Genomic DNA, 26,787 nt, shown 5'->3' with positions numbered 1-26,787 from the left:
TGCGATCTGTGGTTGGTGTTGAGCTTGCGATCGGTAAGGCGTTGGCAACTGCGGCTGCCAGAGCTACCGGTGGAGGTGCTGCGAAGCTCGCTGGCATCCCGGGGGCTGCGTTCACTGCTCGTTGGAGAAATCGGAAAACAAGGGCAGCTCTAACACGGCAGACAGAGGCATCAATTGGCCTCGACCTTCCCCCAGAGACGGCGCACTCCCTCGCTGAGTATCTCAACTCACCGGACTTCGAATCGATCGCTCTGTCACTCGTTACGCAAGTCTGGGCTAGCGCCGGCGCCAAAAAGCAGGAGCAAAATTTCACAGCCACAAGGGAAAAGCTTGAAGAATCAATTCGACTGAATGTCGAGGCAGATCCCGAGCTGATTGACGACATCGCTCGGGCTGCATGGCAAGCTCTTGTCGAGAAAAGCTTCGAGAATGCCTCCAAGATTGCGGCAACTCAGGGTGAGTCGCCCTTAACCCGCGCCGCTTTGCTTAAAGTCTCAGCCTGTCACGTCGCTTCTGACGCAAAGTCTGCAAAAGCATTTGGCAATATTGACGACCTTGCGAATTTTCATAACTTTGAGAGCCAAATGCGCGATCAGGTAAAAAACCTGCACGCGACCATGAAGCTTCCGCATGCAGGCACGACAAAAAAGGTGCCGTACAGCAAACTCTTTGTAGAGCCCAGGCTAGAGTTTCCAGTCGGGCAGGAGCAAGAAAAATTGCTCGCGAATGTTCACCTACAGGACATGCTCTCGACCTCGCACAGGACAGTTATCCTGGGCGATCCCGGCGGCGGGAAATCCACACTTTCCCTTAAGCTTGCCTACGAAATCGCACGGACTACGGCGCACGCCACCGGCGCTCAAGTGCCACTTCTTTTTATTCTCAGAGATCACATTGAGGGTTTCAAGGCAAATAACCTAACTTTAGTCGAGCATCTCGAGGGCGTGTGCAAAAAGCCTTACAACGTCGAACCGCCACAGGGTGCAATCGAATATGTTCTACAGAACGGGCGAGCCTTCGTAATTTTTGATGGGCTTGATGAGCTGACTGACACTTCACTAAGGCGTCGCGTCGTAGAATTCGTCGAGTCCTTTGTCTACATGTACCCTGACGTCCCCGTGCTGGTCACCTCCCGAAGAGTGGGATACGACGAAGCCCCCCTGGATGATTCTCTTTTCCGAACAGTCAACCTCGCTGAGCTGCAGAGGGAACAGGTTCGGGATTATGCTAATAAATGGTTCCTCTTGGATGAGACGGTAGAGAAGGGCAGGAGGTCAGAGCTCGCCAAGTCATTCCTGCAAGACAGTGAGTTCGTGGCAGACCTGCGAAAGAATCCGCTCATGCTTTCTCTGATGTGTGGCATTTATGCGTCAGAGAACTATATTCCCGCCAACCGGCCCGATGTCTACAAAAAGTGTGCGGAACTACTTTTTGAGAAGTGGGACAAGCAGCGGGGAATCGGAATCCCGCTTCCGTTCGACGCTCACGTAAAGCATGCCCTGAACGCTCTTGCTCTATGGATGTATTCCACCCCTAAAGCGCAACATGGCCTTAAGCGAGAGGATCTAATTCAATTCGTCAGTAAATTTCTGCTGGAGAAGCGATTTGACGACGAAGCGGAAGCAGAGAATGCGGCAACTAAGTTCGTCGACTTTTGTACAGGTCGCGCCTGGGTGCTGACGGACGTAGGGTCAGATATCAACCAAGGTATTTATGGCTTCACGCACCGAACTTTTCTTGAGTATTTCGCAGCGAATCAGATAGTCCGACAGAATTCTTCAGCGCGTGCATTGTTTGACTTGCTCGCACCGAAGATTTCTGCTGCGGAGTGGGACGTAGTGGCGCAGTTGAGTCTTCAAACCCTCGGAAATAATGTCGATGACGGAGCGGACGACTTCCTTCAGCTCGCGGTCGACGAGGTGCGAGAGGGAGACTCAAGCTCGGCGGCTAGGAACATCATTTCCTTCTGTGGGCGATCCCTCTCTTTTGCTGTGCCAAAACCCGGGATCATCCGCGATATTTGCGACAAGGCTGTCAGAATTTCCGGAACCCAGCGAAATAGCCCATCGCCACGCGACGTTCTGGCTCTGCGAGATTTCGCTCCTTTGGAGTCAGTCATGCGCTGCAGCGTCGAAAACCTGCCATCTGTCGCGAAGGCAATCCGTGAATCAGTGCTCAAGTTGGTCGAAGAAGAGCCAGATAACGCCCGTGCGCTGTGTCAATGCCTATTTTTGTGGAATATTCCAGGGCAGGCGATGGGACACTCGGCTACGCTTCCAGCGGCGAATGCTGAAGTCTGGCAGAAATTGAACCGTGAGCTCTTTTCTCAAGTGCGTGACAACTTGTCACTGCACAGTGAAGAATCCTACTGGGCGTCGCAGTTGCGGGTCATTCTGGGTGAGATCTCGATCACGGAGACACTTAGGCGATTCGGGGTGGAAAGTCTTTATGGCGTCGACTCGAATCTCACGCAGCCTTTCGTTCGCCCTCTTGTGCTATCGGTCCCAAGTTTGCGATCTCCTTATCAGAGCGTGTCACGCTCCTATGAGGACCCGGTTATCTTGAAGCGGGCAGCCGAGGAAGCAGGTGACTACCTTCTGCAGTTGCCAACCCCATGGTTCTCCGCAAGTGCAGTCCTAAAGGATCTCGCTTTCGCAATTCTTCGCAGCGCTCATGTATCATGCGCTCAGCTAGAGGGAAAAGAACTCGAAGCCGTTCTCTTGATGCTTTGCCCGATAGGCGAACTTATTGCCGACGAAGATACTTACGGCCATGGCAGAACTTACGGAGACATTCCTACAGTAATTTCGAAGTGGGCTAGAGCTCGCCGAGACCCAGACTTCACGCCCGGTGCCCTTGCTACCCTTCGCTCGCTAAATCTGAACTCGGAGGTATCAGAGTTCATTGCGCGCTGGATTCGTGGTGACGTGACTCTCGTCGGTGCCGACAAGAATTAGAAATTAAATGCTTGAGCTTTTTGAATCATGTGATTCGTGATGATGTGGATCGGCCGGGGGGCGGTCCGCACGATCATCTGAGTCCTACGCTGTCACATCTGCGCTTTCAGTGAACAAGACAGTCTCAACGCGCTTCATCGGCCCGTCCGACCTGACATCTACGGCTGACACCAACGATGTTGAACGCAGGCGGCCTTGAGCGAACGTCCACGCTCCACCAATAGCACTGCGAGGGCGGTTCGGCGGCCGCCGGATCGAACTTACAAGACGGTGCTCACCGGGCCTCAAGGTCGGTGCACAAGTAGGGTCCCAGGGATGACGAGTTCTCTTGAGCATGTGGGCAGCAGAGAGGCCCTGGCCGCCTTCGTTCGCTCGTTGCAGCACAGTCACGCCGAGGACGGAAGCTCATGGGAGAACGCGGATCTCCCGAGCTGCCTGGAGGCCTTGGCGGCATGGATCGATGACGCCGACGGCTGGTACAGCAACGCTGGCCGCGAGCTGCCGGTCAGTGGCGACTGGACGTTCTTCGCACGAGCTCTGCAGGCCGCGACCATCTACGAGTAGTCCGCGCTGTGTCGAATGCCTGTCGAAGTCGCGTGGTAAGCCGCCGTTGATGCCAGTGACCGCCCAGGTCGGGAACCTGTCGCGGGTGCACGAGCCAGGCGCCTTCTAAGCCCTGCGCCGCAGTCCTATCGATCCGGTGCTAGTCATCGGCGTAGGTCCATTCCTCAACGACCCAGTCATCAGACGCAGTTGATCGCCATGCGACGTATCCAGGTGGCATGGTGGCCAGCTGGGCAACTGACGGGTCCAAGTCCAAGACGTGCTGGAGGTGGAGGACCGATGAGGCATCACTGCCGTTGGGATCGTGGACGCCGTCGCTCACGAGCCAGTCATCCTCGTCATCGTGGATCACAGTGAGGGCCGGAAACTCCCCAGCCGAGACCGTCCTTTGGATGATCGCAAGCAAGTCATGGGGGAAGGCTTCCCCTTCAAACGGCCAGCTCAGCTGAGGCTGCATAGATCCCATGCGGGTGATTCTGCGTACAGCAGCGAGGTACAGCAACCACAGCAGCCGTCCCTGCTCAGCAGTGGGCGCCACGGGCTCATCTTCGTCCGGTACGGCCCTGATCGACCGTTCTCTCTAGAGCTACGGATCAGAAGGTGCTCGCCTCTCCTTCGTGGCTCCTCTGTCAGTGGTGTCCGCTACGGTCTGAGCTGTTGGGCCGGTCAGGTTCGTCCGACAGGACTCCGCGGTCATGAGGGGTGGGAATTAAGGTCCCCGGCAGCCAGCTCGGGACTCAACCGATGAAACCGTGCCCCACCCCTCTCCGCGCCTTCTCGGCATGGCCCAACAGCTCCCGTGCCTTCCTCAACACACGAGCGCCCTCCCGGGCCGTCCTGGGGCCGTGGGAGGGCGCTCGATGGTGACCAGCGTCGACAGGTGCCGACAGCTCAGCAGCAGGTCAGAGCGGTGATCGGTTAGACAGCCACAGGTCACGGCCACCCTTGATCAGTTGTGGCTGTGCAGGATCTCGTTCAGGCCGCCCCAGACCGCGTTGTTCGGGCGGGCCTCGACGGTTCCGGTGACCGAGTTGCGGCGGAAGAGGATGTTCGAGGCGCCGGACAGGTCGCGGGCCTTGACGACCTCGCCGTCGGGCATCGTCACGCGGGTGCCCGCGGTGACGTACAGCCCGGCCTCGACCACGCACTCGTCGCCGAGAGCGATGCCGACGCCCGCCTCCGCGCCGACGAGGCAGCGCTCGCCGATGGTGATGCGGACGTTGCCGCCGCCCGAGAGGGTGCCCATGGTGGACGCGCCGCCGCCGATGTCCGAACCGTCGCCGACGACGACACCGGCGGAGATGCGGCCCTCGACCATGGAGGTGCCGAGCGTGCCCGCGTTGAAGTTCACGAAGCCCTCGTGCATGACGGTCGTGCCCTCGGCGAGGTGCGCGCCGAGGCGGACCCGGTCGGCGTCGGCGATGCGGACGCCCTTGGGAGCGACATAGTCCGTCATGCGCGGGAACTTGTCGACGGAGGTCACCTGGAGGTGCAGGCCGGCGGCGCGCGCGTTCAGCCGGACCTTCTCGATGTCGTCGACGGCGACCGGGCCGAGCGAGGTCCAGGCGACGTTGGTGAGCAGCCCGAACAGGCCGTCCAGGTTCTGGCCGTGCGGCTTGACCAGGCGGTGCGAGAGGAGGTGCAGACGCAGGTACGCGTCGTGCGCGTCGAGCGGCTTGTCGTCCAGCGACGCGATGACCGTACGGACCGCGACCACCTCGACGCCCCGGCGGGCGTCCGGACCGATGGCCTGCGCGGCTCCCTCGCCGAGCAGTTCCACGGCCCGCTCGGCGGACAGCCGCTCGGTGCCGGCCGGGCCGGGCTCGGCGGACAGTTCGGGGGCGGGGAACCAGGTGTCGAGAACGGTCCCGTCGGCGGTGAGGGTGGCGAGCCCGGCGGCGACGGCGCCGGTGGTACGAGAAGCAGTCGTGTCGGTCATGGGTGCAACCTAACTTGACGGGGGCCGCGCGGGCGAACCGGTGCGCGGTCCGTCTCGGTGACCGGGCGACCGGCCGACCGGCGAACCGCCCACCCACCTCGCCGGCCTGCCTCCCGTCGCCCCGCCGGACCACCGCCGGACCACCGCCGACAAGCCCACCGGACCGCCCCGGTCACCCCGCCGGACCGTCTCCCGTCGCCCCGCCGCACCGGAGGATCCGGCCCAGCACCTCCCGCGCGTACTCCTCGTCGTACGACGTCCCCGTCAGCAGCATCTGGAGACAGATCCCGTCCAGCAGGGCGACGAGCGCCCGCGCGGTGACCGGATCCGTGCGGCGGGTCAGCGGCTCGACGAGGCTGTCGATCCACTCGGCGGCCACCGGGCGCAGCGCGGGTCTGCGGAGGGCGGCGAGGTAGAGCTCGTACTCCAGCTCCACGCCCGTACGGTCGCCGGCCAGCCATTCGCCCATCAGTCCGGCGAGTTCGGCGGCCAGGTCCGCGCGCGTGTCCTCCAGGGTTCCGCGCGCGGCGAGCAGCTCGGCGAAGCCCTCGTTCGTCTGGCGCAGGGCCGCGACCATCAGGTCGTCGAGGGTCCTGAAGTGGTACGTGGTGGAGCCGAGCGGCACATCGGCCTCGGCCGCGACGGAGCGATGGCTGAGCCCGGCGATGCCCCTGGCGCCGACGACGCGGATCGCCGCGTCGATGATCCGCTGCCGCCGCCCGGGGTCGTACCGCCGTGCCGTCACGGTCCGCCGTCCGCGGCACCGGGCCCGGACATCAGTGCGCCCCGCCCAGGTTCAGCAGGACGACCCCGCCGATGATCAGCAGGATCCCGGCGGCCTTCGCGGCCGTGAGTCCCTCGCCGAGGAACAGCATGCCGATCACGGCGATGGCGGCGGTGCCGACGCCGGCCCAGATCGCGTAGGCCGTGCCGACCGAGACGGTCTTCAGGGTCTGCGCCAGCAGCGCGAAGGCGACGAGGTATCCGAGGACGGTCGCCAGGGACGGCCAGAGTCTGCTGAAACCCTCGGTGTACTTCATCGCGGTCGTCGCCCCGACCTCCGCCGCTATGGCACCGGCGAGCAGCACGTATCCCATGTGTACGACTGTACACATGGGACGCGGCGGACGCGTACGGGTGTACGCATCCGGCGTCCACGGAGTTACGTGCATGGATCCCGTATATGCCATGGGCACCATCCGCCCCAGCGGATATCGTTCGCGATCACAAGGGGGCCGGAGCCGAACAGACCCCCGACGACACATGGAGCGCGAGGGGCATGTCGGACAGTTCTGGGTGGGGACCGTCGGGGCCGTCGGGGCCGTACTGGGGTGCCCCGGGCGGCTGGGGCTGGATGCCGCCGCCCCCGCCCAAGCCGGGTGTGATCCCGCTGGCCCCGCTCGGCGTGGACCACATCCTCGGCGGCGCCTTCGGTACGATGCGCCGCTACGCGAAGCCGCTGTTCGGGGTCGCCCTCGCGGGCGTCCTGGTCCTGGCGGCCCTGACGCTCGGTCTGGAAGTGGTCGCCTACCTCGCGACGAAGGACCAGTTGCACCGCATGACCGCGGCGCCCCGGTCCGTCGACGGGGCCGATCTGCGTGCGGTCCTGATCGCGTTCGGCTCCGCTTGGGCCGTGGGCATGCTGGTGGCGCTGGTGGCGGGCTCCTTCATCCAGGCCTCGTCCGCGGCCACCCTGCACGACGCCGTTCTCGGCCGCCGGACGCACTTCGGCGCCGTCTGGAAGCGCGCATGGTCGCGCACCCCGTCCGTCCTCGGGGTGACCCTGCTGATGGGCCTGTTCATCGCGGTTCCGGTGGCCCTGTTCGTCTTGATGATCTTCGCGGCGATGCTGGCCGTGGTGATGAACGGCGAGCCCTTCATACCGGCCGCCCTCGCCTTCCTGCTCCTGCTGCTCTCGGTGCCGCCGGCGCTCTGGCTCCTCGTCCGGTTCAGCTTCGCCCCGGCCGCCGCGGTGCTGGAGGGGGCGTCCCCCCTGACGGCCCTTCGCCGGTCGGCGCGGCTGGTGCGCGGCGCGTGGTGGCGCACGTTCGGCATCACACTGCTGGGAAGCCTGATCGCGTTCATCGTCTCCCTCGTGACGAACCTGCCGTTCCAGTGGGCCACGCCGACCCCTCAGCCCTACACCCCCTCGACCGGGACGTCCGTGAGCATGTCGGAGGTCTACGTCCAGATGCTGCCCGACCTGGGACCGGCCCTGGTGCTCTCGGCGATCGCCAGTGCCGTCGCCCAGCTCTTCTTCATGGTGTTCATGCCGCTGGTGACCAGCCTCCTCTACATCGACCAGCGCATCCGCCGGGAGGGCCTGGCGGACGTGCTGTTCCGCGCGTCCGCCGCCGGGGAGACGCCCGGCCCGGTCGCGTAGCGGCTCAGTCGAGCAACGACTTCTTCGGCCGCAGCACGCAGAACTCGTTGCCCTCGGGATCGGCGAGGACGGTCCAGGTGACGTCCTCGCCCTGCCCCACGTCGGCCCGGCGCGCCCCGAGGGCGAGGATCCGCTCGACCTCGGCGGCCTGGTCGTCCGGTGTGAGATCGATGTGGAGGCGGTTCTTGGCGGTCTTGCGCTCGCCCACGGACACGAAGCAGATTCCGGGCAGTGCGTGCGCGTCCGAGCCGATGACGATCTCGTCCTCGTCCTCGAACAGCACCTGCCAGTCGAGGACACGGCACCAGAAGCGGGCGAGCGCCGGCAGGTCGTGGGCGTCGATGGTCAGTTGGTAGAAGGAGACGGCCATGAACGGCAGTCTCCCCCGGCGACAAGGGCTCCGCCAACAGCCACACCGGCACGCGCACCCCGGCCACGGAAGCACCGCCTCAGGCACACCGGCACGCGCACACCGGCCCCAGGCACACCGGCACGCCTGTACCCGGCGGCGGAAGAGCGTGCCGTCAGGCGCACAGATCCGCACACCCCTCGTGGGGCCCTCGCCCCCGGCCGCCCGCCGCCCCTCACCCGGCCGGGCCTCCACCCCGCCCAACTCCCCTGTTTCTGTGGGCGATTGCCCGAAAAACGCCGCACGTAAATACCTGTACCGATGTGGTAAACGACTGCTCAGTAGTCACCAGTTCCACTACTGTTTCACCAGCCGCACACCGGGTCTCCATGACCACCCCGCTCCGTGTGCCGCGCGCACCCTCCATCTTTCGCTTCGCCCCCCCTCACGCGCTCGACCCTCCCCCCGCTTAGGAACGCGCATGCCAGAAGTGACGCCCGGATCCGGTCCCGACGGATCCACCCCCTCCAGGGAGATCGTGCCCTGGCGCCCCACCCCGCACGGCGCGCCCTACCCGGCGCCGGCCGACCTCGTTCCCGCGTCCCGGCCCTGGGAGCCGATCGGAGCGGACGACGAGGGCAGGCTGCCGGGAACGCGGCGGCTCTGGCTGGCAGGCGGGCTCGCGGTCGCCGTCACCGTCGCCGTCACAGCCGTGCTCTCCGTGCAGACGGGCCATTCCGACGCTTCGTCACGTCAGGCGGACAACAGGACCGTCTCCGACACGGCGAACCCCTTCCTCCTCGGCGGCCCCGCCGCCCCCGCGGGAGCGACCACGGCCCCGGCGGGCAAGAACGCCCTGTCCTCCCCGGGGAGTTCACTCTCGGCCTCGCCGGACGCGACGTCGCGGGAGTCCGCGTCACCGGCCCCGTCCGGCAAGGGTTCCGGCGGCCCGACCGCACCCGGGAAGCCGGCGCCCTCCACGTCCGCGCCCCGGCCGGCCTCCGGGCTGAAGTCGGTCCAGGCGGTCAACTACCCGGAACGCTACTGGCATGTGAGTGACGGTCAGGTCCGGCTCGACCCGGTCGACTCGTCCAGCTCGGCCACGACCCGGCGGGCCGCCAGCTTCAAGGTGGTCGCGGGACTGGCGAAGTCCTCCTGCTACTCCTTCAGCACCGTCGACGGCTCCTATCTGCGCCACCGCGACTTCGTGCTGCGCGCCGACCGGAACGACGGCTCCGCCCTCTTCCGGGAGGACGCCACCTTCTGCCCCCGGACCTCCTCCCGCTCGGGCGCCGTCATGCTGGAGGCGGTCAACTACCCCGGCCGCTTCCTGCGCCACCGCAACTTCCAGCTCGTCCTCGGGCGTTACGAGCGCGACAGGCTCTACGGGGAGGACTCGGCGTTCCGCCTGGTACGGGGCTGGGCCTGAGCCCGGGACGTCCACGGGGACAACACGACGGGGCGGCACCCGAAGGTGCCGCCCCGTGCGAGGTGTCCGGAAGCCGGAGCTCCGGGAATCAGACGTTGAACCCGAGCGCCCGGAGCTGCTCGCGGCCGTCGTCCGTGATCTTGTCCGGGCCCCACGGCGGCATCCAGACCCAGTTGATGCGCAGTTCGTTGACGAGGCCGTCCGTGGCGGACTTGGCCTGGTCCTCGATGACGTCGGTGAGCGGACAGGCCGCGGACGTCAGGGTCATGTCGATCGTCGCGATGTTCGCGTCGTCGATGTGGATGCCGTAGATGAGGCCGAGGTTGACGACGTCGATGCCCAGCTCGGGGTCCACGACGTCGTAGAGCGCCTCGCGGACCTCTTCCTCCGAGGCCGGCTTCGACGTCAGGCCCTCGCCCGCCGCGGCGGTGCCGGCCGCGACCGCGGACTCGTCCGACGTCACGACGGTCTCGTCCGATGTCACAGTGTTCTCGCTCATGCCGTCTTCCTCTCGGCGCTCTCGCCCAGAGCCTGGGCCGTCGCGTCCTTCCACGCCATCCAGCTCAGGAGGGCGCACTTGACCCGGGCCGGGTACTTGGAGACACCGGCGAACGCGACCGCGTCCTCCAGCACCTCCTCCATCGCGTCGTCGGGCTCGATCCGGCCCTTGGACTGCATCAGTTCCAGGAAGGTCTCCTGGATCCGCTGCGCGTCGGACACGTCCTTGCCGACCAGGAGGTCGTTCAGCACGGAGGCCGAGGCCTGGCTGATCGAGCAGCCCTGGCCCTCGTACGAGATGTCCTCGATCCGCTCGCCGTCGTACTTCACGCGCAGGGTGATCTCGTCACCGCACGTGGGATTGACGTGGTGCACCTCGGCGTCGCCGTCCCGGAGACCGCGCCCGTGCGGGTGCTTGTAGTGGTCCAGGATGACTTCCTGGTACATCGAATCCAGCTTCACTGCGGCGAACCTCGCATCCCAGCGTCCGATACATGGCCTTCCGGCCGGGGGTCCGGGGGTTGCCCCCCGGGATAGCACAGCACGTCCCAGCCAGCCCCTCAGCCGAAGAAGTTCCGTACGTGCTCCAGGCCGTCGACCAGAGCGTCGATCTCGGACGGCGTGGAGTACAGATAGAACGACGCCCGCGTCGTCGCAGGAATTCCGTAGCGCAGGCAGACCGGACGGGCGCAGTGGTGGCCGACCCGGACCGCGATGCCCTGCTCGTCGAGAACCTGGCCCACGTCGTGCGGGTGGATGTCGCCCAGCGTGAACGAGATCGCCGCGCCGCGGTCCTCGGCCGTGGTGGGGCCGATGATCCTCAGGTCGGGGACCTCCGCGAGCCGCTTCACCGCGTACTCGGTGAGCGCGTGCTCGTGGGCGAGGATCTTGTCCATGCCGATCGAGTTCAGGTAGTCGATCGCCGCGCCGAGGCCGACCGCCTGCGCGATCGGGGGCGTGCCCGCCTCGAACTTGTGCGGCGCCGGAGCGTAGGTCGACGAGTGCATCGACACGGTCTCGATCATCTCGCCGCCGCCGAGGAACGGCGGGAGGTCCTCCAGGAGTTCCTGGCGGCCCCACAGGACGCCGATGCCGGTCGGGCCGCACATCTTGTGGCCGGTGAAGGCCACGAAGTCGGCCTGGAGGGCCTGGACGTCGAGCGGCATGTGCGGCGCGGCCTGGGACGCGTCGATCAGGACCAGGGCGCCGACCTCCTGGGCGCGGCGCACTATCGCCTCGACCGGGTTCACGGTGCCCAGGATGTTCGACACCAGCACGAAGGAGACGATCTTCGTCTTCTCCGTGATGATCTCGTCGATGTTCGACAGGTCGAGACGGCCGTCGTCGGTGAGGCCGAACCACTTCAGCTTCGCGCCGGTGCGCTGCGAGAGCAGCTGCCACGGGACGATGTTGGAGTGGTGCTCCATCTCCGTGATGACGATCTCGGTCTCGTGGTCGACCCGGTAGGGCTCCTCGGCCCAGCCGAGCATGTTGGCCACGAGGTTGAGCGACTCGGAGGCGTTCTTGGTGAAGATCACCTCGTCGCGGCTCGGAGCGTTGATGAAGGCGGCGATCTTGTCGCGCGCGCCCTCGTACAGCGCCGTGGCCTCCTCGGCGAGCACATGCACACCGCGGTGGACGTTGGCGTTGTAGCGCTCGTAGTACTCGCTCAGGGCGTCCAGCACCTGGCGCGGCTTCTGCGAGGTCGCCGCATTGTCCAGGTACACGATCTTCTTGCCGTCGTGGACCTGGCGGTCCAGGATGGGGAAGTCCTTGCGGATCGCCTCGGTGTCGAGGAGGCCCGGCAGCTGCGTCACGCGGATACGCCACCCTTCGTGTAAGCCTCGTAGCCCTCGTTCTCCAGCTTGTCGGCGAGCTCGGCGCCGCCGGACTCGACGATGCGGCCGCCGGAGAAGACGTGGACGAAGTCGGGCTTGATGTAGCGCAGGATGCGCGTGTAGTGGGTGATGAGCAGGGTGCCCACCTCGCCGGTCTCGCGGACGCGGTTGACGCCCTCGGAGACGATGCGCAGGGCGTCGACGTCCAGGCCGGAGTCGGTCTCGTCGAGGATCGCCATCTTCGGCTTGAGCAGCTCGAGCTGGAGGATCTCGTGGCGCTTCTTCTCACCGCCGGAGAAGCCCTCGTTGACGTTGCGCTCGGCGAAGGAGGGGTCCATGGAGAGGCGCTCCATGGTCTCCTTGACCTCCTTCACCCAGGTGCGCAGCTTGGGGGCCTCGCCGCGGACGGCGGTGGCGGAGGTGCGCAGGAAGTTGGAGACCGAGACGCCGGGGATCTCGACCGGGTACTGCATCGCCAGGAACAGGCCCGCGCGGGCGCGCTCGTCGACGGACATCTCCAGGACGTCCTCGCCGTCGAGGGTGACGGTGCCGCCGGTGACCGTGTACTTCGGGTGGCCCGCGAGCGAGTAGGCGAGGGTCGACTTGCCGGAGCCGTTGGGGCCCATGATGGCGTGCGTCTCGCCCTGCTTCACGGTCAGGTCGACGCCCTTGAGGATCTCCTTCGTGGCGTTGTCGGCCTCGACGGTGACGTGCAGGTCGTGGATTTCAAGCGTTGCCATGGGTGCCTCAGGACTCCTGGTTGAGGGAGACGAGCACGTCGTCCCCTTCGATCTGAACGGGGTATACGGGGACGGGGCGCGTCGCGGGAAGACCGGACGGCTTGCCGGTGCGGAGGTCGAACGCGGAGCCGTGCAGCCAGCATTCGATCTGACAGTCCTCCACCTCGCCCTCGGAGAGCGAGACGTTCGCGTGCGAGCAGATGTCGTTGATCGCGAACACCTCCCCCTCGGTCATCACGACCGAGACCGGCGTGCCGTCGAGTTCCACCCGTTTGGGGGTGTTCTCCTCCAGCTCGCTCAGCCCACAGGCGCGCACGAAGGTGCCGGGCATCAGAGCGACGCCTCCAGCTCCTCGTCGATCTTCACGAGAAGGCGCTCTTCGATGTCGTCGACACCGATCTGCTGGACCAGCTCGGCGAAGAAGCCGCGGACCACCAGACGGCGGGCCTCGTCGGCCGGGATGCCGCGGGCCATCAGGTAGAAGAGCTGCTCGTCGTCGAAGCGGCCGGTCGCGGAGGCGTGGCCGGCGCCGACGATCTCGCCGGTCTCGATCTCCAGGTTCGGCACGGAGTCGACGCGGGCGCCGTCGGTCAGAACCAGGTTGCGGTTCATCTCGTAGGTGTCCGTGCCCTCGGCCTTGGCCTCGATGAGGACGTCGCCGATCCAGACGGCGTGCGCCCCCTCGCCCTGCAGCGCGCCCTTGTACATGACGTTGGACTTGCAGTGCGGGGTGTTGTGGTCGACCAGGAGGCGGTGCTCCTGGTGCTGGCCGGCGTCCGTGAAGTACAGGCCGAACAGCTCGGCCTCGCCGCCGGTGCCCGCGTACGCGACGCGGGGGTGCAGGCGCACGACGTCGCCGCCGAAGGTGACGACGAACGACTTGAAGGTGGCGTCGCGGCCGATCAGCGCGTTGTGCTGGCCGACGTGGACGGCCGTGTCGTCCCAGTCCTGGACGGAGACGACGGTCAGCTTGGCGCCGTCGCCGAGGACGTAGTCGACGTTGGCGGCGAGGACCGCGTCACCGGTGTGGTCGATGACGACGACGGCCTCGGCGAAGGCTCCCAGTTCGATGACCTGGTGGCCGTAGGCGACCCCGCCCTCGCCGTGCACGGCGATGCGGATGGGCTCGGTGAGCACCGCCTCCTTGGGGACGGTGACGACGCCGGCCTTCTCGAACGCCGAGTAGGCCTGGGCGGCGACACGGTCCACCGGCGTGCCGGCCCGGCCGATCCGCGCGTCGTCGCGGGCGACGGTCTCGACGGTGACGCCCTCGGGGGCCTGCACCTCGACCCGTACGCCGCCGCCGGTCGCGACGGCGGTGCCGTCGTGCAGCCCGCGCAGGCGCTCCAGCGGGGTGAACCGCCACTCCTCCTCGCGGCCGTGGGGGACCGGGAAGTCCGCCACGTCGAAGGACGGGGGCGCGCTCATGCGCGTGGCGACGGTCGACTCGGCGGCCACCGCGATCTGGCCGGCCGTCGTGGATCCGACCGGGATGTTCTGAGCCTCAGCCATGGCTGTCGGTCTGCTCGCTTTCTTGCGTGAGTGGCTTGACGGGGACTGCGGCTCGGGATTAACCGACCGCGCCCTCCATCTGGAGCTCGATCAGCCGGTTGAGCTCGAGGGCGTACTCCATGGGCAGTTCCTTGGCGATCGGCTCGACGAAGCCGCGCACGATCATGGCCATCGCCTCGAACTCGGTCAGACCGCGGCTCATCAGGTAGAAGAGCTGGTCCTCGGAGACCTTGGAGACGGTCGCCTCGTGGCCCATGGACACGTCGTCCTCGCGGACGTCCACGTACGGGTACGTGTCCGAGCGGGAGATGGTGTCGACGAGCAGCGCGTCGCACAGGACGTTGGACTTGGAGCCGTGGGCGCCCTCGCCGATCTCGACGAGACCGCGGTAGGACGTGCGGCCGCCGCCGCGCGCCACGGACTTCGACACGATGTTCGAGGAGGTGTTCGGCGCCATGTGGACCATCTTGGAGCCGGCGTCCTGGTGCTGCCCCTCGCCCGCGAAGGCGATGGACAGGGTCTCGCCCTTGGCGTGCTCGCCCATCAGGTAGACGGCCGGGTACTTCATGGTGACCTTGGAGCCGATGTTGCCGTCGATCCACTCCATGGTCGCGCCCTCGTACGCCACGGCGCGCTTGGTGACCAGGTTGTAGACGTTGTTCGACCAGTTCTGGATGGTCGTGTAACGGCAGCGGGCGCCCTTCTTCACGATGATCTCGACGACCGCGGAGTGCAGGGAGTCCGACTTGTAGATCGGCGCCGTGCAGCCCTCGACGTAGTGGACGTAGGCGTCCTCGTCGACGATGATCAGCGTCCGCTCGAACTGGCCCATGTTCTCCGTGTTGATACGGAAGTAGGCCTGGAGCGGGATCTCGACGTGCACGCCCTTCGGCACGTAGATGAAGGAGCCGCCGGACCACACCGCGGTGTTCAGCGACGCGAACTTGTTGTCGCCGACCGGGATGACCGTGCCGAAGTACTCCTTGAAGAGCTCCGGGTGCTCCTTCAGGGCGGTGTCGGTGTCCAGGAAGATGACGCCCTGCTCCTCCAGGTCCTCACGGATCTGGTGGTAGACGACCTCGGACTCGTACTGGGCGGCGACACCGGCGACGAGGCGCTGCTTCTCCGCCTCGGGGATGCCGAGCTTGTCGTACGTGTTCTTGATGTCCTCGGGCAGGTCCTCCCAGGACTCCGCCTGCTTCTCCGTGGAACGCACGAAGTACTTGATGTTGTCGAAGTCGATGCCCGACAGGTCGGAACCCCAGTTGGGCATGGGCTTCTTCTCGAAGAGGCGCAGGCCCTTGAGGCGGAGCTTGGTCATCCACTCCGGCTCGCTCTTCTTCGCGGAGATGTCCCGGACGACGTCCTCATTGATGCCGCGCTTGGCGGAGGCGCCGGCCGTGTCGGAGTCGGCCCAGCCGTATTCGTACTTGCCCAGACCCTCGAGTTCGGGGTGGGCAGTCTCCGTGGGGAGCGTCATGCGGGGTTCCTCCCGGCCGTGCTTGCGGATGCGTTGTGAGTGTCGTGCGAAATGTTGGGGATGAACGTCGTGCACACCCCGTCGCCGTGGGCGATGGTGGCCAGTCGCTGGACATGCGTGCCGAGCAGCTGGGAGAAGAACTCCGTCTCCGCCTCGCACAGCTGCGGGAACCGCTCGGCGACATGCGCGACCGGGCAGTGGTGCTGGCAGAGCTGCTCGCCGACCGGTGCGCTGCGCGCCGTGGCAGCGTACCCGTCCGCGCTGAGGGCCTTCGCCAGGGCTTCCGTGCGTTCCTCGGGGGTCGCGGCCTCGATGGCCTCGCGGTACGCCCCGGCCTGCGCGGCGATCCGGGCGCGGGCGAAGGAGAGGACCGCCTCGTCCCCGCCCTCGCGCTCGGCGATCCAGCGCAGGGCGTCCTCGGCGAGCTTGTCGTAGGACTGGTCGAAGGCGTCCCGGCCGCAGTCGGTCAGGGCGAACACCTTGGCGGGACGGCCGCGCGTACGCGCTCCGTAGACCCGCTGCTCACGTGCTTCCACGACGTCGTCGGCGACCAGCGCGTCCAGATGACGGCGCACGGCGGCATGGGTCAGGCCCAGTCGGCCCGCCAGGTCGGCGACGGTCGACGGGCCGTGGTCCAGGATCGACCGCGCGACCCGGTTGCGCGTCGAACGCTCACCGGTCGCGAGTTCCTCCTGCGGGGCCCCCACGGGGGTCTCCCGAGCCTCGCCGACGTTTTTCACAACACCATTGTTGCGTAATTCCTCAGGGCCTGACAAGCCGCGCCCTCCGGGGCGGGCGGTGTGCTGTGTCACTTAGGCATACCTAAGATGACCTGGGCAAACGATCTTTGATCGATCAATTCGGTGGCGCGCGGACCGCCGCTCGGGAAGACTCCCGGACCATGCCGACACCCCCTCCGACCGGCCCTCTCGTCACCCGGGACACCCTCGCCGCCGACCTGCGGACGCTCGGCGTACGAGCGGGGGAGACGCTTCTCGTGCACTCCTCGCTCAGCGCCCTCGGCTGGGTCAACGGCGGCGCCGTGGCCGTCGTGCAGGCACTGCTCGACGCGCTCGGCCCGGACGGCACCCTGGTGGTCCCGACACAGTCCGGCGACCTCTCCGACCCCGCGCTGTGGAGCCGGCCCCCGGTCCCCGAGGAGTGGTGGCCGGTCATCCGGGCGACCATGCCCGCCTACGACCCCCGCGTGACGCCCTCCCGCGGTGTCGGCGTGATACCCGAGACGGTCCGCAACTGGCCCGGTGCCCTGCGCAGCGCGCACCCGGAGACCTCGTTCGCGGCGCTGGGCCCGGACGCGACGGCGGTCGTCGGCGGGCACGCGGCCGACTGCCGGCTCGGTGAGCGCAGCCCGCTGGCCCGGCTGGAGGCCGGCGGAGCCCGCGTCCTGCTGCTCGGCGCGGGCTACGACGCCTGCACCAGCTTCCACCTGGCCGAGTACCGCGTCCCCTCGCCCGTCGTGGAGGTCGGACGGCCCTCGCCCACCGGCTGGGAGACGGTGCGGGAGGTGTCGGTCACCTCCGAGATGTTCGAGGAGCTGGGCTCCGACTTCGAACGGGACCGTCCCGTCGTGCGGGGCACCGTGGGCGCGGCCCGGGCCCGGCTCTTCCCGGTGGCGGACGCGGTGGCGTACGCCGAGCGGTGGCTGCCGGTGCACCGCCCGCGGGACCTGGACGTCGAGACCGCCGCCGCCCCCGGGGGTCAGGGACCGCGACGACGTCCCTAGACTTGCTGCCCATGCGAAGCGAGCCCGTGGTCCAGGTCCAGGCCCTGGTGAAGCGGTACGGCACGAAGACCGCGGTGGACGGCCTCGACCTGGTGGCCTCGGCGGGCATCACCGCCGTACTCGGACCCAACGGCGCGGGCAAGACGACCACGGTCGAGACCTGCGAGGGATACCGGAAGCCGGACTCCGGCACGGTGCGCGTCCTGGGCCTCGACCCGGCGAGACAGTCCGGTGAGCTGCACACCCGTATCGGCGTGATGCTCCAGTCCGGCGGCGTCTACTCGGGCGCTCGCGCGGACGAGATGCTCCGCCACGTCGCGAAGCTGCACGCCCACCCCCTGGACGTGGACGCGCTCATCGAGCGGCTCGGCCTGGGGAGCTGTGGCCGTACGACGTACCGGCGGCTGTCGGGCGGCCAGCAGCAGCGCCTCGCGCTCGCCATGGCGGTCGTCGGCCGCCCCGAGCTGGTCTTCCTGGACGAGCCGACCGCCGGCCTCGACCCGCAGGCCCGCCACGCCACCTGGGACCTGGTCCGCGACCTGCGGTCCGACGGCGTCTCGGTGATCCTCACCACGCACCACATGGACGAGGCCGAGCAGCTCGCCGACGACGTCGCGATCATCGACGCGGGCCGGGTCGTCGCCCAGGGCTCCCCCGAGGAGCTGTGCCGCGGCGGCGCCGAGAACACCCTGCGCTTCACCGGCCGCCCCGGGCTCGACGTGGCCTCGCTGCTGAAGGCCCTGCCCGCGGACTGCACGGCGGCCGAGCTGACTCCCGGGGCCTACCGGATCGGCGGCAAGGTCGATCCGCAGCTGCTGGCGACCGTGACGTCCTGGTGCGCCCAGCACGGTGTGATGCCGGAGAAGATCTCCGTGGAGCGCCACACCCTCGAAGACGTCTTCCTGGAACTGACCGGCAAGGAGCTGCGTTCATGAACCGAGTTCGACCGCGGACCGGCCGGGGGTCCGGGGGTCGTCCCCCGGGAAGGCACGGCCTGGAACTGACCGGCAAGGAGCTGCGTCCATGAGCCAGGCACAGCTCGGAACCGACCGGCGAGGAGCCGCGTCCGTGACCACCACCGGCACGTACACCCCGAAGCCGGGCGCCGCCCCGCTGCCCCGCATGATCCGCGCGCAGGCCGCGCTGGAGACCAGGATGCTGCTGCGCAACGGCGAGCAGCTGCTGCTGACGGTCGTGATCCCGACGCTGCTGCTGGTCCTGTTCAGCTCGGCCGACATCATCGACACGGGTCCGGGCGAGGCGGTCGACTTCCTGGCGCCGGGCATCCTGGCGCTGGCCGTCATGTCGACGGCGTTCACCGGTCAGGCCATCGCCACGGGCTTCGAGCGCCGCTACGGCGTCCTGAAGCGGCTGGCGGCCTCCCCGCTCCCCCGCTGGGGCCTGATGACCGCGAAGACGGCCTCGGTCCTGGTCACCGAGATCCTCCAGGTGATCCTGCTCACCTCGATCGCCTTCGCGCTGGGCTGGTCGCCGCACGGCAACCCGCTGGCCGTACTGCTCCTGCTGGCCCTCGGCACGGCCGCCTTCTCCGGGCTCGGGCTGCTCATGGCGGGCACGCTCAAGGCGGAGGCGACGCTGGCCGCCGCCAACCTCGTCTTCCTGCTGCTCCTGGTCGGCGGCGGGGTGATCGTGCCGCTGGACAAGTTCCCCGCGGGCGCCCAGGACGTACTCGGTCTGCTGCCCGTCTCGGCGCTCTCGGACGGACTGCGCGCGGTGCTCCAGCACGGCGCGCAGATGCCTTGGGGCGATCTGGGGATCCTGGCGGTCTGGGCGGTCGTGGGGCTCGGCGCGGCCGGCCGGTTCTTCCGCTGGGAGTGACGGAATCGTCCCCTCCGGGGGTCGACCCTCGTGAAAGCGTGCACAAGCGGGCCCCTACGATGGGGCGCGTGCAGAACCTGACCCGAGCCGATGCCCTCAGCGCGGTGCGCAACCCGCTCGCCTTCATCGCCGAACGCTGGACCCCGACCTCCCGGACGGTGCAGCGCGCGGCCCTCGCCGCGCTCGTCATGGCGGTCGTGATCGTGGTCACCGGCGGTGCCGTGCGGCTCACCGGCTCCGGCCTCGGCTGCCCGACCTGGCCCAAGTGCACCGACGACTCGCTCACGGCGACGAGCGCGATGGGCTTCCACGGCGCCATCGAGTTCGGCAACCGCATGCTGACGTACGTGCTGTGCGCCGCCGTCGGCTGGGCGATCGTCGCGGCACGCTCGCAGAAGCCGTGGCGGCGGGGCCTCACCCGGCTCGGCTGGGCACAGTTCTGGATCGTCATGGGCAACGCGGTCCTCGGCGGGATCGTCGTCCTGGTCGGCCTCAACCCGTACACGGTCGCCGCCCACTTCCTGCTCTCCACCGCGCTCATCACCGTCGCGGCGCTCATGTGGCAGCGCACCCGCGAGGGCGACGCGGCGCCGCGTCCGCTCGTCGGCAAGTCGGTGCAGCAGCTCGTGTGGTTCCTGGTCGCCGCCTCGGTCCTGCTGATCGCGGTCGGCACGGTCGTCACCGGTGCCGGACCGCACGCGGGTGACTCCAGCGAGGTCGACCGCATCCCCGTCAGCTGGGAGAACGTCGCCAAGCTGCACGCCGTGCTGGCCTGGATCGTCGTCACGCTGACCTTCGCCCTCTGGTTCGTCCTGAAGGCGGTGGACGCTCCCCGGGGCCCCCTGGGGCGCACCCGCGACCTGTTCCTGATCCTGCTGTCCCAGGGCGTCCTCGGCTACGTCCAGTACTTCACCGACCTGCCCGAGGCCCTGGTCGCCCTCCACATGCTCGGCTCCTGCCTGGTGTGGATCGGGGTGCTGCGGGTCCTGCTGGCCCTGCGCGAGCGCCCGGAGGGGGCCCTGGCGGACCTGCCGGGTCCCGCGGCCTCGTCGTCCCTCACGCGCGCATAGACCCCTCGTACGCGGCCACCAGGCCGTCGATCGCGGGGCCCGGGAAATCTCTCGTCGGTCCGGCCCTGAGCCGCGTCCACCCGGGGCGGGCGCCGCGGCCTCCCCGGGCGGTGGCTTCGTCGGACACCGGGACGGTCCGGTGCCGCCCGACGCTCCGGGGTGAAGACGCCCCACCGCGTCCCGGGCTCATTCCAGGCCGTACACCCGCCGGGCGTTGCCCGCCGCGATCAGGGCCGCGACCCGCTGGGCGTCGGCCGGTGACCAGGCCCCTTCGGCGACCCAGCCGCCGAGCACCCGCGCGATCGCCTCGCGGAAGAGGCTCGCTCCGATCACATGGAGTTCGGGGAGGCCCTGCGCTCCGCTGGAGAAGAGGAGCTTGCCGAAGGGGGCCAGTTCCAGTGTCTCGGCGAGGACGGCGGCCGACCGTGCGCCGGTGCGCACCAGGGCGGCGCCCAGATCCGCGTAGACGTGCGGGAAGACCCCGGCGAGGTGGGCCGCGTGCCGCTGGTAGGGGTAGCCGTGCAGCAGGACCAGGTCGGTGCCGAGGCCGGCCGTGGCGCGGACGAAGTCGGTGAGCAGCACGGGGTCGGTGCGGTCGATGCGCTGTCCGGGTTCGCCGAGGCCCGCGTGCAGTTGCAGGGGCAGGCCCGACGCGACCGCGATCCACAGCAGATGGCGGAGCAGGACGGGGTCGGTGAGCGCCCCGCCCACCCGGCGGCCCGCGAGCCAGCGGCCCGCCGCGCCCCGTACCTCCCCGGGCCCGGGCGGTTCGGGCGCGAGGGCCAGACCGTGCCGCACGCCCGCCACGGAGGTGAAGGCCACCGCGTCCTCGGCCGCTCCGTGGACGGATTCCGCGAGATTGGCGAGAAAGCACTCGACGGTCCCCGAGGTGTCGGCGACCTGTTCGGCGAGCAGCTCCAGCCGGACGATCTCGTGTGCCCCGGCGGCTCCCGTGGAGGCCATCTCGCCCGGCCCGGTCAGATCGCCGGGCAGACCGGTGTCGACGAGGTACGTGGTGATGCCGCTGCCGCGCAGCAGTCTCCGGCCCGATTCCAGGACGCCCAGTTCGCGGCGCCGGGCCAGATAGCGGGCGGGCGTGCAGTGCGGTTCGAGCCCGAGCAGGGGCGGGCACCAGCGCCGTACGGCGAATCCGGTCTGGGTGTCGAAGAGGGTGGTGCCCGCGGCCGGTGGCCCCTCGGTCCTGGCGAGGTGGGCCTCGAACGTGCCGAGGCCCAGCTCCGTCCGCAGTACGCCGTGGCAGTACTGGTCCACCAGGGACGGCGTTTCGATCATCCGGACTCCCCGCGGACGGACCGTTGCTTCTCAGGTCCTAACGGCTGAGCCGGGTGTCAGGTGTTGGTCGCGCGCACCCCGTGCGAACAGCCGATGATTGTCGGCCGTCCGTGCGACGGGTGACGGGCCGGCCGTCGGAGGGGCCTGTGGGCCGTCAGCCGTTGGAGGGACCGCCGACCTGGATGCCGGCCATGCGCTTCCACTCGTACGGGCCGGTCCTCACCTTGGCCGCGAACTCGCCGTCGAACGCCTCGTGGACGGTGACGCCGGCCTTCTTCACGGCACTCTCGGCGATCTCGTGGCTCGTCGCCACGAGGTCGCCCCAGCCGCCGTCCTCGCCGACGAGGACGATGCGGGCGCCGCGCTCTCCGATGTACGCGACCTGGGCCTCGGTCCCGCCGTGCGCCTTGGAGAAGGCGGTGATCCGCCGCGCGAGCTTGGCGGCGGCGCGTTCGGCCTTGGGGTCCTGGGCGGTGCCGGGGGTCTCGTCGATCTGCTGGGTGTCTGCCATGGCCAGGATGCTACCGACGGGTAGATCCAACGGCGACGGGAGGGGTGCGTGGCCTTGGCCACGCACCCCTCCCGTCGGTGTCCGCGGGGCGGTCTAGCGGAGGAAGGGGTCCACCGCGACGGCCACGAAGAGGATCGACACGTAGGTGATGGACCAGTGGAACAGCCGCATCTCCTTCAGCTTGGCGCCCGTCACCTCGGCCTTGGCCCGGTTCTGGAGGCCGTGGGCCTCCCACAGCCAGAAGCCGCCCGCGCCGAGCGCGACCGCGGTGTAGAACCAGCCCGTGTAGCCGAGCGGGGTGAGCAGCAGCGAGACCGCGACCATCACCCAGCTGTAGAGGACGATCTGCCGGGCGACCACCTTGTTGCTCGCGACGACCGGCAGCATCGGCACACCCACGCGCGCGTAGTCCTCGCGCACCTTCATGGACAGCGGCCAGTAGTGCGGCGGCGTCCAGAAGAACATGACGAGGAAGAGGATGACCGGCGCCCACGACATGGAGTTCGTGACCGACGACCAGCCGATGAGCACGGGCAGACAGCCGGCGATGCCGCCCCAGACGATGTTCTGCGAGGTACGCCGTTTGAGGATCATCGTGTAGACGACGACGTAGAAGAGGAGCGCTCCGAGCGACAGCCAGGCTGACAGCCAGTTGACGGCCAGACCGAACAGCAGGGTCGACACGACCGCCAGCGTGATGCCGAAGGCCAGGCACTCACGGGGGCTGACCATGCCGGTGACGAGCGGACGCTGCGAGGTGCGCTCCATGAGGGCGTCGATGTCGCGGTCGATGTACATGTTCAGCGCGTTGGCGCCGCCCGCGGACAGGTAACCGCCGAGGCAGGTGAGGAGCACCAGCTTCAGATCGGGCACGCCCTGCTGCGCCAGGAACATCACCGGAACGGTGGTGATCAGCAGCAGCTCGATGATCCGCGGCTTGGTCAGCGCCACGAACGCCTTGAGACGGGCCCCGAACGGCCGCTGGCCCCGGCTGCTGCTCGTCCCGAGCACACCGGCTGGACGGGATTCGACGGCCGTCACGCACACCCCTGACAGAGACATCCCAGCAAGCCCCGGGATGAATTCCCCGTGAAGGCCCGCGCGTACCACGCCACTGTAGACGTTGCCCAGACCCCGGCATCCTCGGGGGTGCGCCCGTGTTGGGGAGTGCGGCCGGAAGAGCTGATCGAGACTCGATTGAGCACTCGGACGAGCGGCTCCGTATTCATGTGCTGAGCAGGGAACGACCTAGTCGGGAGGCGGATCCCGATGAGTCCCGGCAGTCTGGAATGAGTCGAAAAAACGCACGTACTCACGGGGGTAGGCTCGACAACGGCCGGGGCGCCCAGTGCACCGGCATTTCGACATGCGTGACATGTGGAGAGGAGCCCTGACCCAGGGTGAGCACCAAGCCGACCACCACAGACCTCGAGTGGACCGAGCTGGACCAGCGGGCCGTGGACACCGCCCGCGTCCTGGCCGCCGATGCCGTACAGAAGGTCGGCAACGGCCATCCCGGTACGGCCATGAGCCTGGCTCCCGCCGCCTACACCCTCTTCCAGAAGGTGATGCGGCACGACCCGGCGGACACCGACTGGGTCGGGCGCGACCGCTTCGTGCTGTCCGCCGGCCATTCGTCCCTGACCCTCTACACCCAGCTCTACCTGGCCGGCTTCGGCCTGGAGCTGGACGACCTGGAGTCCTTCCGGACCTGGGGCAGCAAGACCCCCGGACACCCCGAGTACGGGCACACCGCGGGCGTGGAGACCACGACCGGTCCGCTCGGCCAGGGTGTCGCCAACGCGGTGGGCATGGCGATGGCCGCCCGCTACGAGCGCGGCCTGTTCGACCCGGACGCGCCGCAGGGCGAGTCCCCGTTCGACCACTTCATCTACGCGATCGCCGGTGACGGCTGCCTCCAGGAGGGCATCTCCGCGGAGGCCTCCTCCATGGCCGGGCACCAGAAGCTCGGCAACCTGATCCTGCTGTGGGACGACAACCACATCTCGATCGAGGGCGACACCGAGACCGCGGTCTCCGAGGACACCGTCAAGCGCTACGAGGCGTACGGCTGGCACGTGCAGCGCATCGCCCCGAAGCCGGACGGCGACCTCGACCCGCACGCCATCTACAACGCGATCGAGGCCGCGAAGCAGGTGACGGACCAGCCGTCCTTCATCGCGATGCGCTCGATCATCGCCTGGCCCGCCCCGAACGCGCAGAACACCGAGGCCGCGCACGGCTCGGCGCTCGGCGACGACGAGGTCGCGGCCACCAAGCGCGTCCTCGGCTTCGACCCGGAGAAGTCCTTCGACGTCGCCGCCGAGGTGCTGGCCCACACCCGCCAGGCCCTGGACCGGGGTGCCCAGGCCAAGGCCGAGTGGGAGAAGGGCTACGCCGCCTGGCGTACCGCCAACCCGGAGCGCGCGGCGGAGTACGACCGCATCGCCGCGACCGAGCTGCCGAGCGGCTGGGAGGAGAAGCTCCCCGTCTTCGAGGCGGGCACGGGTGTCGCCACCCGCGCCGCGTCCGGCAAGGTGCTCCAGGCCCTCGGCGCGGTCATCCCCGAGCTGTGGGGCGGCTCCGCCGACCTCGCCGGCTCGAACAACACCACGATCGACAAGACGTCCTCGTTCCTCCCGGCGGACAACCCGCTGCCCGAGGCGAACCCGTACGGCCGCACGATCCACTTCGGCATCCGCGAGCACTCCATGGCCGCGGAGATGAACGGCATCGCGCTGCACGGCAACACCCGCATCTACGGCGGCACCTTCCTGGTGTTCTCCGACTACATGCGCAACTCGGTCCGTCTGTCGGCGCTGATGCACCTGCCGGTGACGTACGTGTGGACGCACGACTCGATCGGCCTCGGCGAGGACGGCCCCACCCACCAGCCGGTCGAGCACCTGGCCTCGCTGCGCGCCATCCCCGGCCTCAACGTCGTCCGCCCCGCGGACGCCAACGAGACGGCCATCGCCTGGCGCGAGATCCTCAAGCGCTACACCAAGGTGTTCGGCAAGGGCGCCCCGCACGGTCTGGCGCTGACCCGTCAGGGCGTGCCGACGTACGAGGCGAACGAGGACGCCGCCAAGGGCGGTTACGTGCTGTTCGAGGCCGAGGGCGGCGCGCCCGAGGTCATCCTGATCGGCACCGGCTCCGAGGTGCACGTGGCCGTCGAGGCGCGCGAGCAGCTCCAGGCCGCGGGCATCCCCACGCGAGTCGTGTCCATGCCGTGCGTCGAGTGGTTCGACGAGCAGGACCAGGGGTACCGGGACAGCGTCCTGCCGCCGTCGGTGAAGGCCCGCGTCTCGGTCGAGGCCGGAATCGGTCTCACCTGGCACCGGTTCGTCGGGGACGCCGGACGCATTGTTTCGCTGGAGCACTTCGGTGCTTCGGCCGACGGCAAGGTGCTCTTCCGCGAATTCGGTTTCACTGCCGAGAACGTCGCGGAAGCCGCCCGGGAATCGATCGCCGCAGCCCAGCGCTGACGCTGACAAACGACACGTAGGAGATGCAATTTCCATGACAGACGCACTCAAGCGCCTCTCCGAGGAAGGCGTCGCGATCTGGCTGGACGACCTGTCGCGCAAGCGGATCACGTCCGGCAACCTTGCCGAGCTGATCGACCAGCAGCACGTCGTGGGCGTCACCACCAACCCGTCGATCTTCCAGAAGGCGATCAGCAGCGGGGACGGCTACGAGCAGCAGCTCACCGAGCTGGCCGCCCGCAAGGTCACCGTCGAGGAAGCCATCCGCATGATCACCACGGCGGACGTCCGCGACGCCGCCGACATCCTGCGGCCCGTCTTCGACGCGACCGAGGGCCAGGACGGCCGGGTGTCGATCGAGGTCGACCCGCGCCTCGCGCACGACACCCTCGCCACCGTCGCCGAGGCCAAGCAGCTGGCCTGGCTGGTGGACCGCCCCAACACCCTCATCAAGATCCCGGCCACCAGGGCGGGCCTTCCGGCGATCACCGAGGTCATCGGCCTCGGCATCAGCGTCAACGTCACGCTGATCTTCTCGCTGGAGCGCTACCGCGAGGTCATGGAGGCCTTCCTCGCCGGCCTGGAGAAGGCCAACGAGCGCGGGCTCGACCTCTCGAAGATCCACTCCGTGGCGTCCTTCTTCGTGTCCCGCGTGGACACCGAGATCGACAAGCGGCTCGACGCCCAGGGCACCCCCGAGGCCAAGGCCGCCCGCGGCAAGGCGGGCCTCGCCAACGCCCGGCTCGCGTACCAGGCGTACGAGGAGGTCTTCTCCACCGACCGCTGGGCCGCCCTCGACCGGGCGCAGGCCAACAAGCAGCGCCCGCTGTGGGCCTCGACGGGCGTCAAGGACCCGGCGTACAAGGACACCCTGTACGTCGACGACCTGGTCGCGCCGAACACCGTGAACACCATGCCGGAGGCCACCCTGGAGGCCACCGAGGACCACGGCTCGATCACCGGCAACACCATCGCCGGCACGTACGAGCAGTCCCGTGCCGAGCTCGACGCGGTCGAGAAGCTCGGGATCTCGTACGACGACGTGGTCCAGCTGCTGGAGGACGAGGGCGTCGAGAAGTTCGAGTCCGCCTGGAACGACCTGCTCAAGTCGACCGAGGCGGAGCTCCAGCGCCTCGCCCCCTCGGAGGGCTGA

At 68.1% G+C, this 26,787-nt stretch carries 26 protein-coding genes; 10 read left to right on the top strand and 16 right to left on the bottom strand.

The features are described 5' to 3' along the window. Positions 1 to 8 precede the first annotated feature (8 nt). Positions 9 to 2,957: an NACHT domain-containing protein gene (locus tag CW362_RS25790; RefSeq protein ID WP_162684230.1), complete on the top strand. Its 2,949-nt coding sequence runs from the start codon at positions 9 to 11 to the stop codon at positions 2,955 to 2,957. Between the two features lie 315 nt (positions 2,958 to 3,272). Further along, on the top strand, positions 3,273 to 3,521 hold the full coding sequence (locus tag CW362_RS25785; protein WP_240658044.1) for a DUF7660 family protein: 249 nt from the start codon (positions 3,273 to 3,275) through the stop codon (positions 3,519 to 3,521). Positions 3,522 to 3,660: 139 nt separating this feature from the next. On the opposite strand, the gene CW362_RS25780 is transcribed toward CW362_RS25785, so the two are convergent. From CW362_RS25780 to CW362_RS25765, 4 genes are all read right to left on the bottom strand, one after another. Then, a complete protein-coding gene (locus tag CW362_RS25780; RefSeq protein WP_162684229.1) occupies positions 3,661 to 3,987 on the bottom strand; it encodes a hypothetical protein in 327 nt (108 codons plus the stop codon). Positions 3,988 to 4,470: 483 nt separating this feature from the next. Beyond that, entirely contained in the window at positions 4,471 to 5,460 is a 990-nt protein-coding gene (dapD, locus tag CW362_RS25775; protein ID WP_103551919.1) for a 2,3,4,5-tetrahydropyridine-2,6-dicarboxylate N-succinyltransferase, read from the bottom strand. Between the two features lie 172 nt (positions 5,461 to 5,632). After that, a complete protein-coding gene (locus CW362_RS25770) occupies positions 5,633 to 6,205 on the bottom strand; it encodes a TetR/AcrR family transcriptional regulator (RefSeq protein WP_103551918.1) in 573 nt (190 codons plus the stop codon). 31 nt (positions 6,206 to 6,236) lie between these two features. Beyond that, on the bottom strand, positions 6,237 to 6,557 hold the full coding sequence (locus CW362_RS25765) for a DMT family transporter (protein ID WP_103551917.1): 321 nt from the start codon (positions 6,555 to 6,557) through the stop codon (positions 6,237 to 6,239). Positions 6,558 to 6,739: 182 nt separating this feature from the next. Between CW362_RS25765 and CW362_RS25760 the strand changes: the two genes are divergently transcribed. Continuing rightward, on the top strand, positions 6,740 to 7,843 hold the full coding sequence (locus tag CW362_RS25760; RefSeq protein WP_162684228.1) for a DUF7847 domain-containing protein: 1,104 nt from the start codon (positions 6,740 to 6,742) through the stop codon (positions 7,841 to 7,843). 4 nt (positions 7,844 to 7,847) lie between these two features. Here the strand turns inward: CW362_RS25760 and CW362_RS25755 are convergent, their stop codons facing one another. After that, entirely contained in the window at positions 7,848 to 8,213 is a 366-nt protein-coding gene (locus CW362_RS25755; protein ID WP_103551915.1) for a VOC family protein, read from the bottom strand. Between the two features lie 460 nt (positions 8,214 to 8,673). Here CW362_RS25755 and CW362_RS25750 point away from each other — a divergent pair, with 460 nt between their 5' ends. Continuing rightward, positions 8,674 to 9,621, top strand: a complete 948-nt coding sequence (locus CW362_RS25750) for an AbfB domain-containing protein (protein WP_103551914.1) — start codon at positions 8,674 to 8,676, stop codon at positions 9,619 to 9,621. Positions 9,622 to 9,709: 88 nt separating this feature from the next. Here the strand turns inward: CW362_RS25750 and CW362_RS25745 are convergent, their stop codons facing one another. The 8 genes from CW362_RS25745 to CW362_RS25710 form a co-directional block, all read right to left on the bottom strand. Next, positions 9,710 to 10,030, bottom strand: a complete 321-nt coding sequence (locus CW362_RS25745; protein ID WP_103551936.1) for a metal-sulfur cluster assembly factor — start codon at positions 10,028 to 10,030, stop codon at positions 9,710 to 9,712. Between the two features lie 86 nt (positions 10,031 to 10,116). Next, positions 10,117 to 10,581, bottom strand: a complete 465-nt coding sequence (sufU, locus tag CW362_RS25740) for a Fe-S cluster assembly sulfur transfer protein SufU (protein WP_037625858.1) — start codon at positions 10,579 to 10,581, stop codon at positions 10,117 to 10,119. Positions 10,582 to 10,679: 98 nt separating this feature from the next. After that, positions 10,680 to 11,936, bottom strand: a complete 1,257-nt coding sequence (locus tag CW362_RS25735; RefSeq protein ID WP_103551913.1) for a cysteine desulfurase — start codon at positions 11,934 to 11,936, stop codon at positions 10,680 to 10,682. Next, positions 11,933 to 12,697 (bottom strand): Fe-S cluster assembly ATPase SufC, encoded by a 765-nt coding sequence (gene sufC, locus CW362_RS25730; protein WP_103551912.1) that lies wholly within the window; start codon positions 12,695 to 12,697, stop codon positions 11,933 to 11,935. The genes CW362_RS25735 and sufC overlap by 4 nt, the downstream gene beginning before the upstream one ends. A 7-nt stretch (positions 12,698 to 12,704) precedes the next feature. After that, positions 12,705 to 13,028 (bottom strand): non-heme iron oxygenase ferredoxin subunit, encoded by a 324-nt coding sequence (locus tag CW362_RS25725; protein ID WP_103551911.1) that lies wholly within the window; start codon positions 13,026 to 13,028, stop codon positions 12,705 to 12,707. Beyond that, the gene (sufD, locus tag CW362_RS25720; protein ID WP_103551910.1) at positions 13,028 to 14,209 is read right to left on the bottom strand and encodes a Fe-S cluster assembly protein SufD; all 1,182 of its coding nucleotides are present in this window, start codon (positions 14,207 to 14,209) and stop codon (positions 13,028 to 13,030) included. The genes CW362_RS25725 and sufD overlap by 1 nt, the downstream gene beginning before the upstream one ends. Positions 14,210 to 14,267: 58 nt before the next feature. Beyond that, positions 14,268 to 15,689, bottom strand: a complete 1,422-nt coding sequence (gene sufB, locus CW362_RS25715) for a Fe-S cluster assembly protein SufB (RefSeq protein WP_037625848.1) — start codon at positions 15,687 to 15,689, stop codon at positions 14,268 to 14,270. Beyond that, entirely contained in the window at positions 15,686 to 16,429 is a 744-nt protein-coding gene (locus tag CW362_RS25710) for a helix-turn-helix transcriptional regulator (RefSeq protein ID WP_103551909.1), read from the bottom strand. The genes sufB and CW362_RS25710 overlap by 4 nt, the downstream gene beginning before the upstream one ends. 161 nt (positions 16,430 to 16,590) lie before the next feature. Here CW362_RS25710 and CW362_RS25705 point away from each other — a divergent pair, with 161 nt between their 5' ends. The 4 genes from CW362_RS25705 to CW362_RS25690 all read left to right on the top strand — a co-directional run bounded on the left by CW362_RS25705 (position 16,591) and on the right by CW362_RS25690 (position 20,342). Beyond that, positions 16,591 to 17,433 carry an AAC(3) family N-acetyltransferase gene (locus tag CW362_RS25705; RefSeq protein ID WP_103551908.1) on the top strand — a complete coding sequence of 281 codons (843 nt, stop codon included), beginning with the start codon at positions 16,591 to 16,593 and terminating at the stop codon, positions 17,431 to 17,433. A gap of 11 nt (positions 17,434 to 17,444) precedes the next feature. Beyond that, the gene (locus CW362_RS25700) at positions 17,445 to 18,368 is read left to right on the top strand and encodes an ABC transporter ATP-binding protein (protein ID WP_103551935.1); all 924 of its coding nucleotides are present in this window, start codon (positions 17,445 to 17,447) and stop codon (positions 18,366 to 18,368) included. A gap of 88 nt (positions 18,369 to 18,456) precedes the next feature. Continuing rightward, positions 18,457 to 19,272 (top strand): ABC transporter permease, encoded by an 816-nt coding sequence (locus CW362_RS25695; protein WP_103551907.1) that lies wholly within the window; start codon positions 18,457 to 18,459, stop codon positions 19,270 to 19,272. 59 nt (positions 19,273 to 19,331) lie between these two features. Then, on the top strand, positions 19,332 to 20,342 hold the full coding sequence (locus CW362_RS25690; RefSeq protein ID WP_103551906.1) for a COX15/CtaA family protein: 1,011 nt from the start codon (positions 19,332 to 19,334) through the stop codon (positions 20,340 to 20,342). Between the two features lie 186 nt (positions 20,343 to 20,528). On the opposite strand, the gene CW362_RS25685 is transcribed toward CW362_RS25690, so the two are convergent. From CW362_RS25685 to CW362_RS25675, 3 genes are all read right to left on the bottom strand, one after another. Continuing rightward, entirely contained in the window at positions 20,529 to 21,635 is a 1,107-nt protein-coding gene (locus CW362_RS25685; protein ID WP_103551905.1) for an amidohydrolase family protein, read from the bottom strand. Between the two features lie 154 nt (positions 21,636 to 21,789). Next, a complete protein-coding gene (locus tag CW362_RS25680; RefSeq protein WP_103551904.1) occupies positions 21,790 to 22,146 on the bottom strand; it encodes a hypothetical protein in 357 nt (118 codons plus the stop codon). Positions 22,147 to 22,239: 93 nt separating this feature from the next. Continuing rightward, positions 22,240 to 23,193, bottom strand: a complete 954-nt coding sequence (locus CW362_RS25675; RefSeq protein ID WP_103551903.1) for a heme o synthase — start codon at positions 23,191 to 23,193, stop codon at positions 22,240 to 22,242. Between the two features lie 353 nt (positions 23,194 to 23,546). Between CW362_RS25675 and tkt the strand changes: the two genes are divergently transcribed. Continuing rightward, positions 23,547 to 25,634: a transketolase gene (tkt, locus tag CW362_RS25670; RefSeq protein WP_103551902.1), complete on the top strand. Its 2,088-nt coding sequence runs from the start codon at positions 23,547 to 23,549 to the stop codon at positions 25,632 to 25,634. Positions 25,635 to 25,668: 34 nt separating this feature from the next. After that, the gene (gene tal / locus CW362_RS25665) at positions 25,669 to 26,787 is read left to right on the top strand and encodes a transaldolase (RefSeq protein ID WP_103551901.1); all 1,119 of its coding nucleotides are present in this window, start codon (positions 25,669 to 25,671) and stop codon (positions 26,785 to 26,787) included.

This window comes from Streptomyces populi (genome assembly GCF_002911015.1).
Lineage (GTDB): Bacteria > Actinomycetota > Actinomycetes > Streptomycetales > Streptomycetaceae > Streptomyces > Streptomyces populi.
This window is presented reverse-complemented; position numbering and strand designations above follow the sequence as displayed.

Bases quoted from the DNA above. Each gene is read 5' to 3' on its own strand.
- CW362_RS25705 (WP_103551908.1), top strand. From the start codon at position 16,591: ATGCCGACACCCCCTCCGACCGGCCCTCTCGTCACCCGGGACACCCTC.
- CW362_RS25755 (WP_103551915.1), bottom strand. From the start codon at position 8,213: ATGGCCGTCTCCTTCTACCAACTGACCATCGACGCCCACGACCTGCCG.
- CW362_RS25750 (WP_103551914.1), top strand. From the start codon at position 8,674: ATGCCAGAAGTGACGCCCGGATCCGGTCCCGACGGATCCACCCCCTCC.
- CW362_RS25695 (WP_103551907.1), top strand. From the start codon at position 18,457: ATGAGCCAGGCACAGCTCGGAACCGACCGGCGAGGAGCCGCGTCCGTG.
- CW362_RS25725 (WP_103551911.1), bottom strand. From the start codon at position 13,028: ATGCCCGGCACCTTCGTGCGCGCCTGTGGGCTGAGCGAGCTGGAGGAG.
- tal (WP_103551901.1), top strand. From the start codon at position 25,669: ATGACAGACGCACTCAAGCGCCTCTCCGAGGAAGGCGTCGCGATCTGG.
- CW362_RS25690 (WP_103551906.1), top strand. From the start codon at position 19,332: ATGGGGCGCGTGCAGAACCTGACCCGAGCCGATGCCCTCAGCGCGGTG.
- CW362_RS25685 (WP_103551905.1), bottom strand. From the start codon at position 21,635: ATGATCGAAACGCCGTCCCTGGTGGACCAGTACTGCCACGGCGTACTG.
- dapD (WP_103551919.1), bottom strand. From the start codon at position 5,460: ATGACCGACACGACTGCTTCTCGTACCACCGGCGCCGTCGCCGCCGGG.
- sufB (WP_037625848.1), bottom strand. From the start codon at position 15,689: ATGACGCTCCCCACGGAGACTGCCCACCCCGAACTCGAGGGTCTGGGC.
- CW362_RS25760 (WP_162684228.1), top strand. From the start codon at position 6,740: ATGTCGGACAGTTCTGGGTGGGGACCGTCGGGGCCGTCGGGGCCGTAC.
- CW362_RS25765 (WP_103551917.1), bottom strand. From the start codon at position 6,557: ATGGGATACGTGCTGCTCGCCGGTGCCATAGCGGCGGAGGTCGGGGCG.
- CW362_RS25780 (WP_162684229.1), bottom strand. From the start codon at position 3,987: ATGGGATCTATGCAGCCTCAGCTGAGCTGGCCGTTTGAAGGGGAAGCC.
- CW362_RS25785 (WP_240658044.1), top strand. From the start codon at position 3,273: ATGACGAGTTCTCTTGAGCATGTGGGCAGCAGAGAGGCCCTGGCCGCC.
- sufC (WP_103551912.1), bottom strand. From the start codon at position 12,697: ATGGCAACGCTTGAAATCCACGACCTGCACGTCACCGTCGAGGCCGAC.
- sufD (WP_103551910.1), bottom strand. From the start codon at position 14,209: ATGGCTGAGGCTCAGAACATCCCGGTCGGATCCACGACGGCCGGCCAG.
- CW362_RS25700 (WP_103551935.1), top strand. From the start codon at position 17,445: ATGCGAAGCGAGCCCGTGGTCCAGGTCCAGGCCCTGGTGAAGCGGTAC.
- CW362_RS25680 (WP_103551904.1), bottom strand. From the start codon at position 22,146: ATGGCAGACACCCAGCAGATCGACGAGACCCCCGGCACCGCCCAGGAC.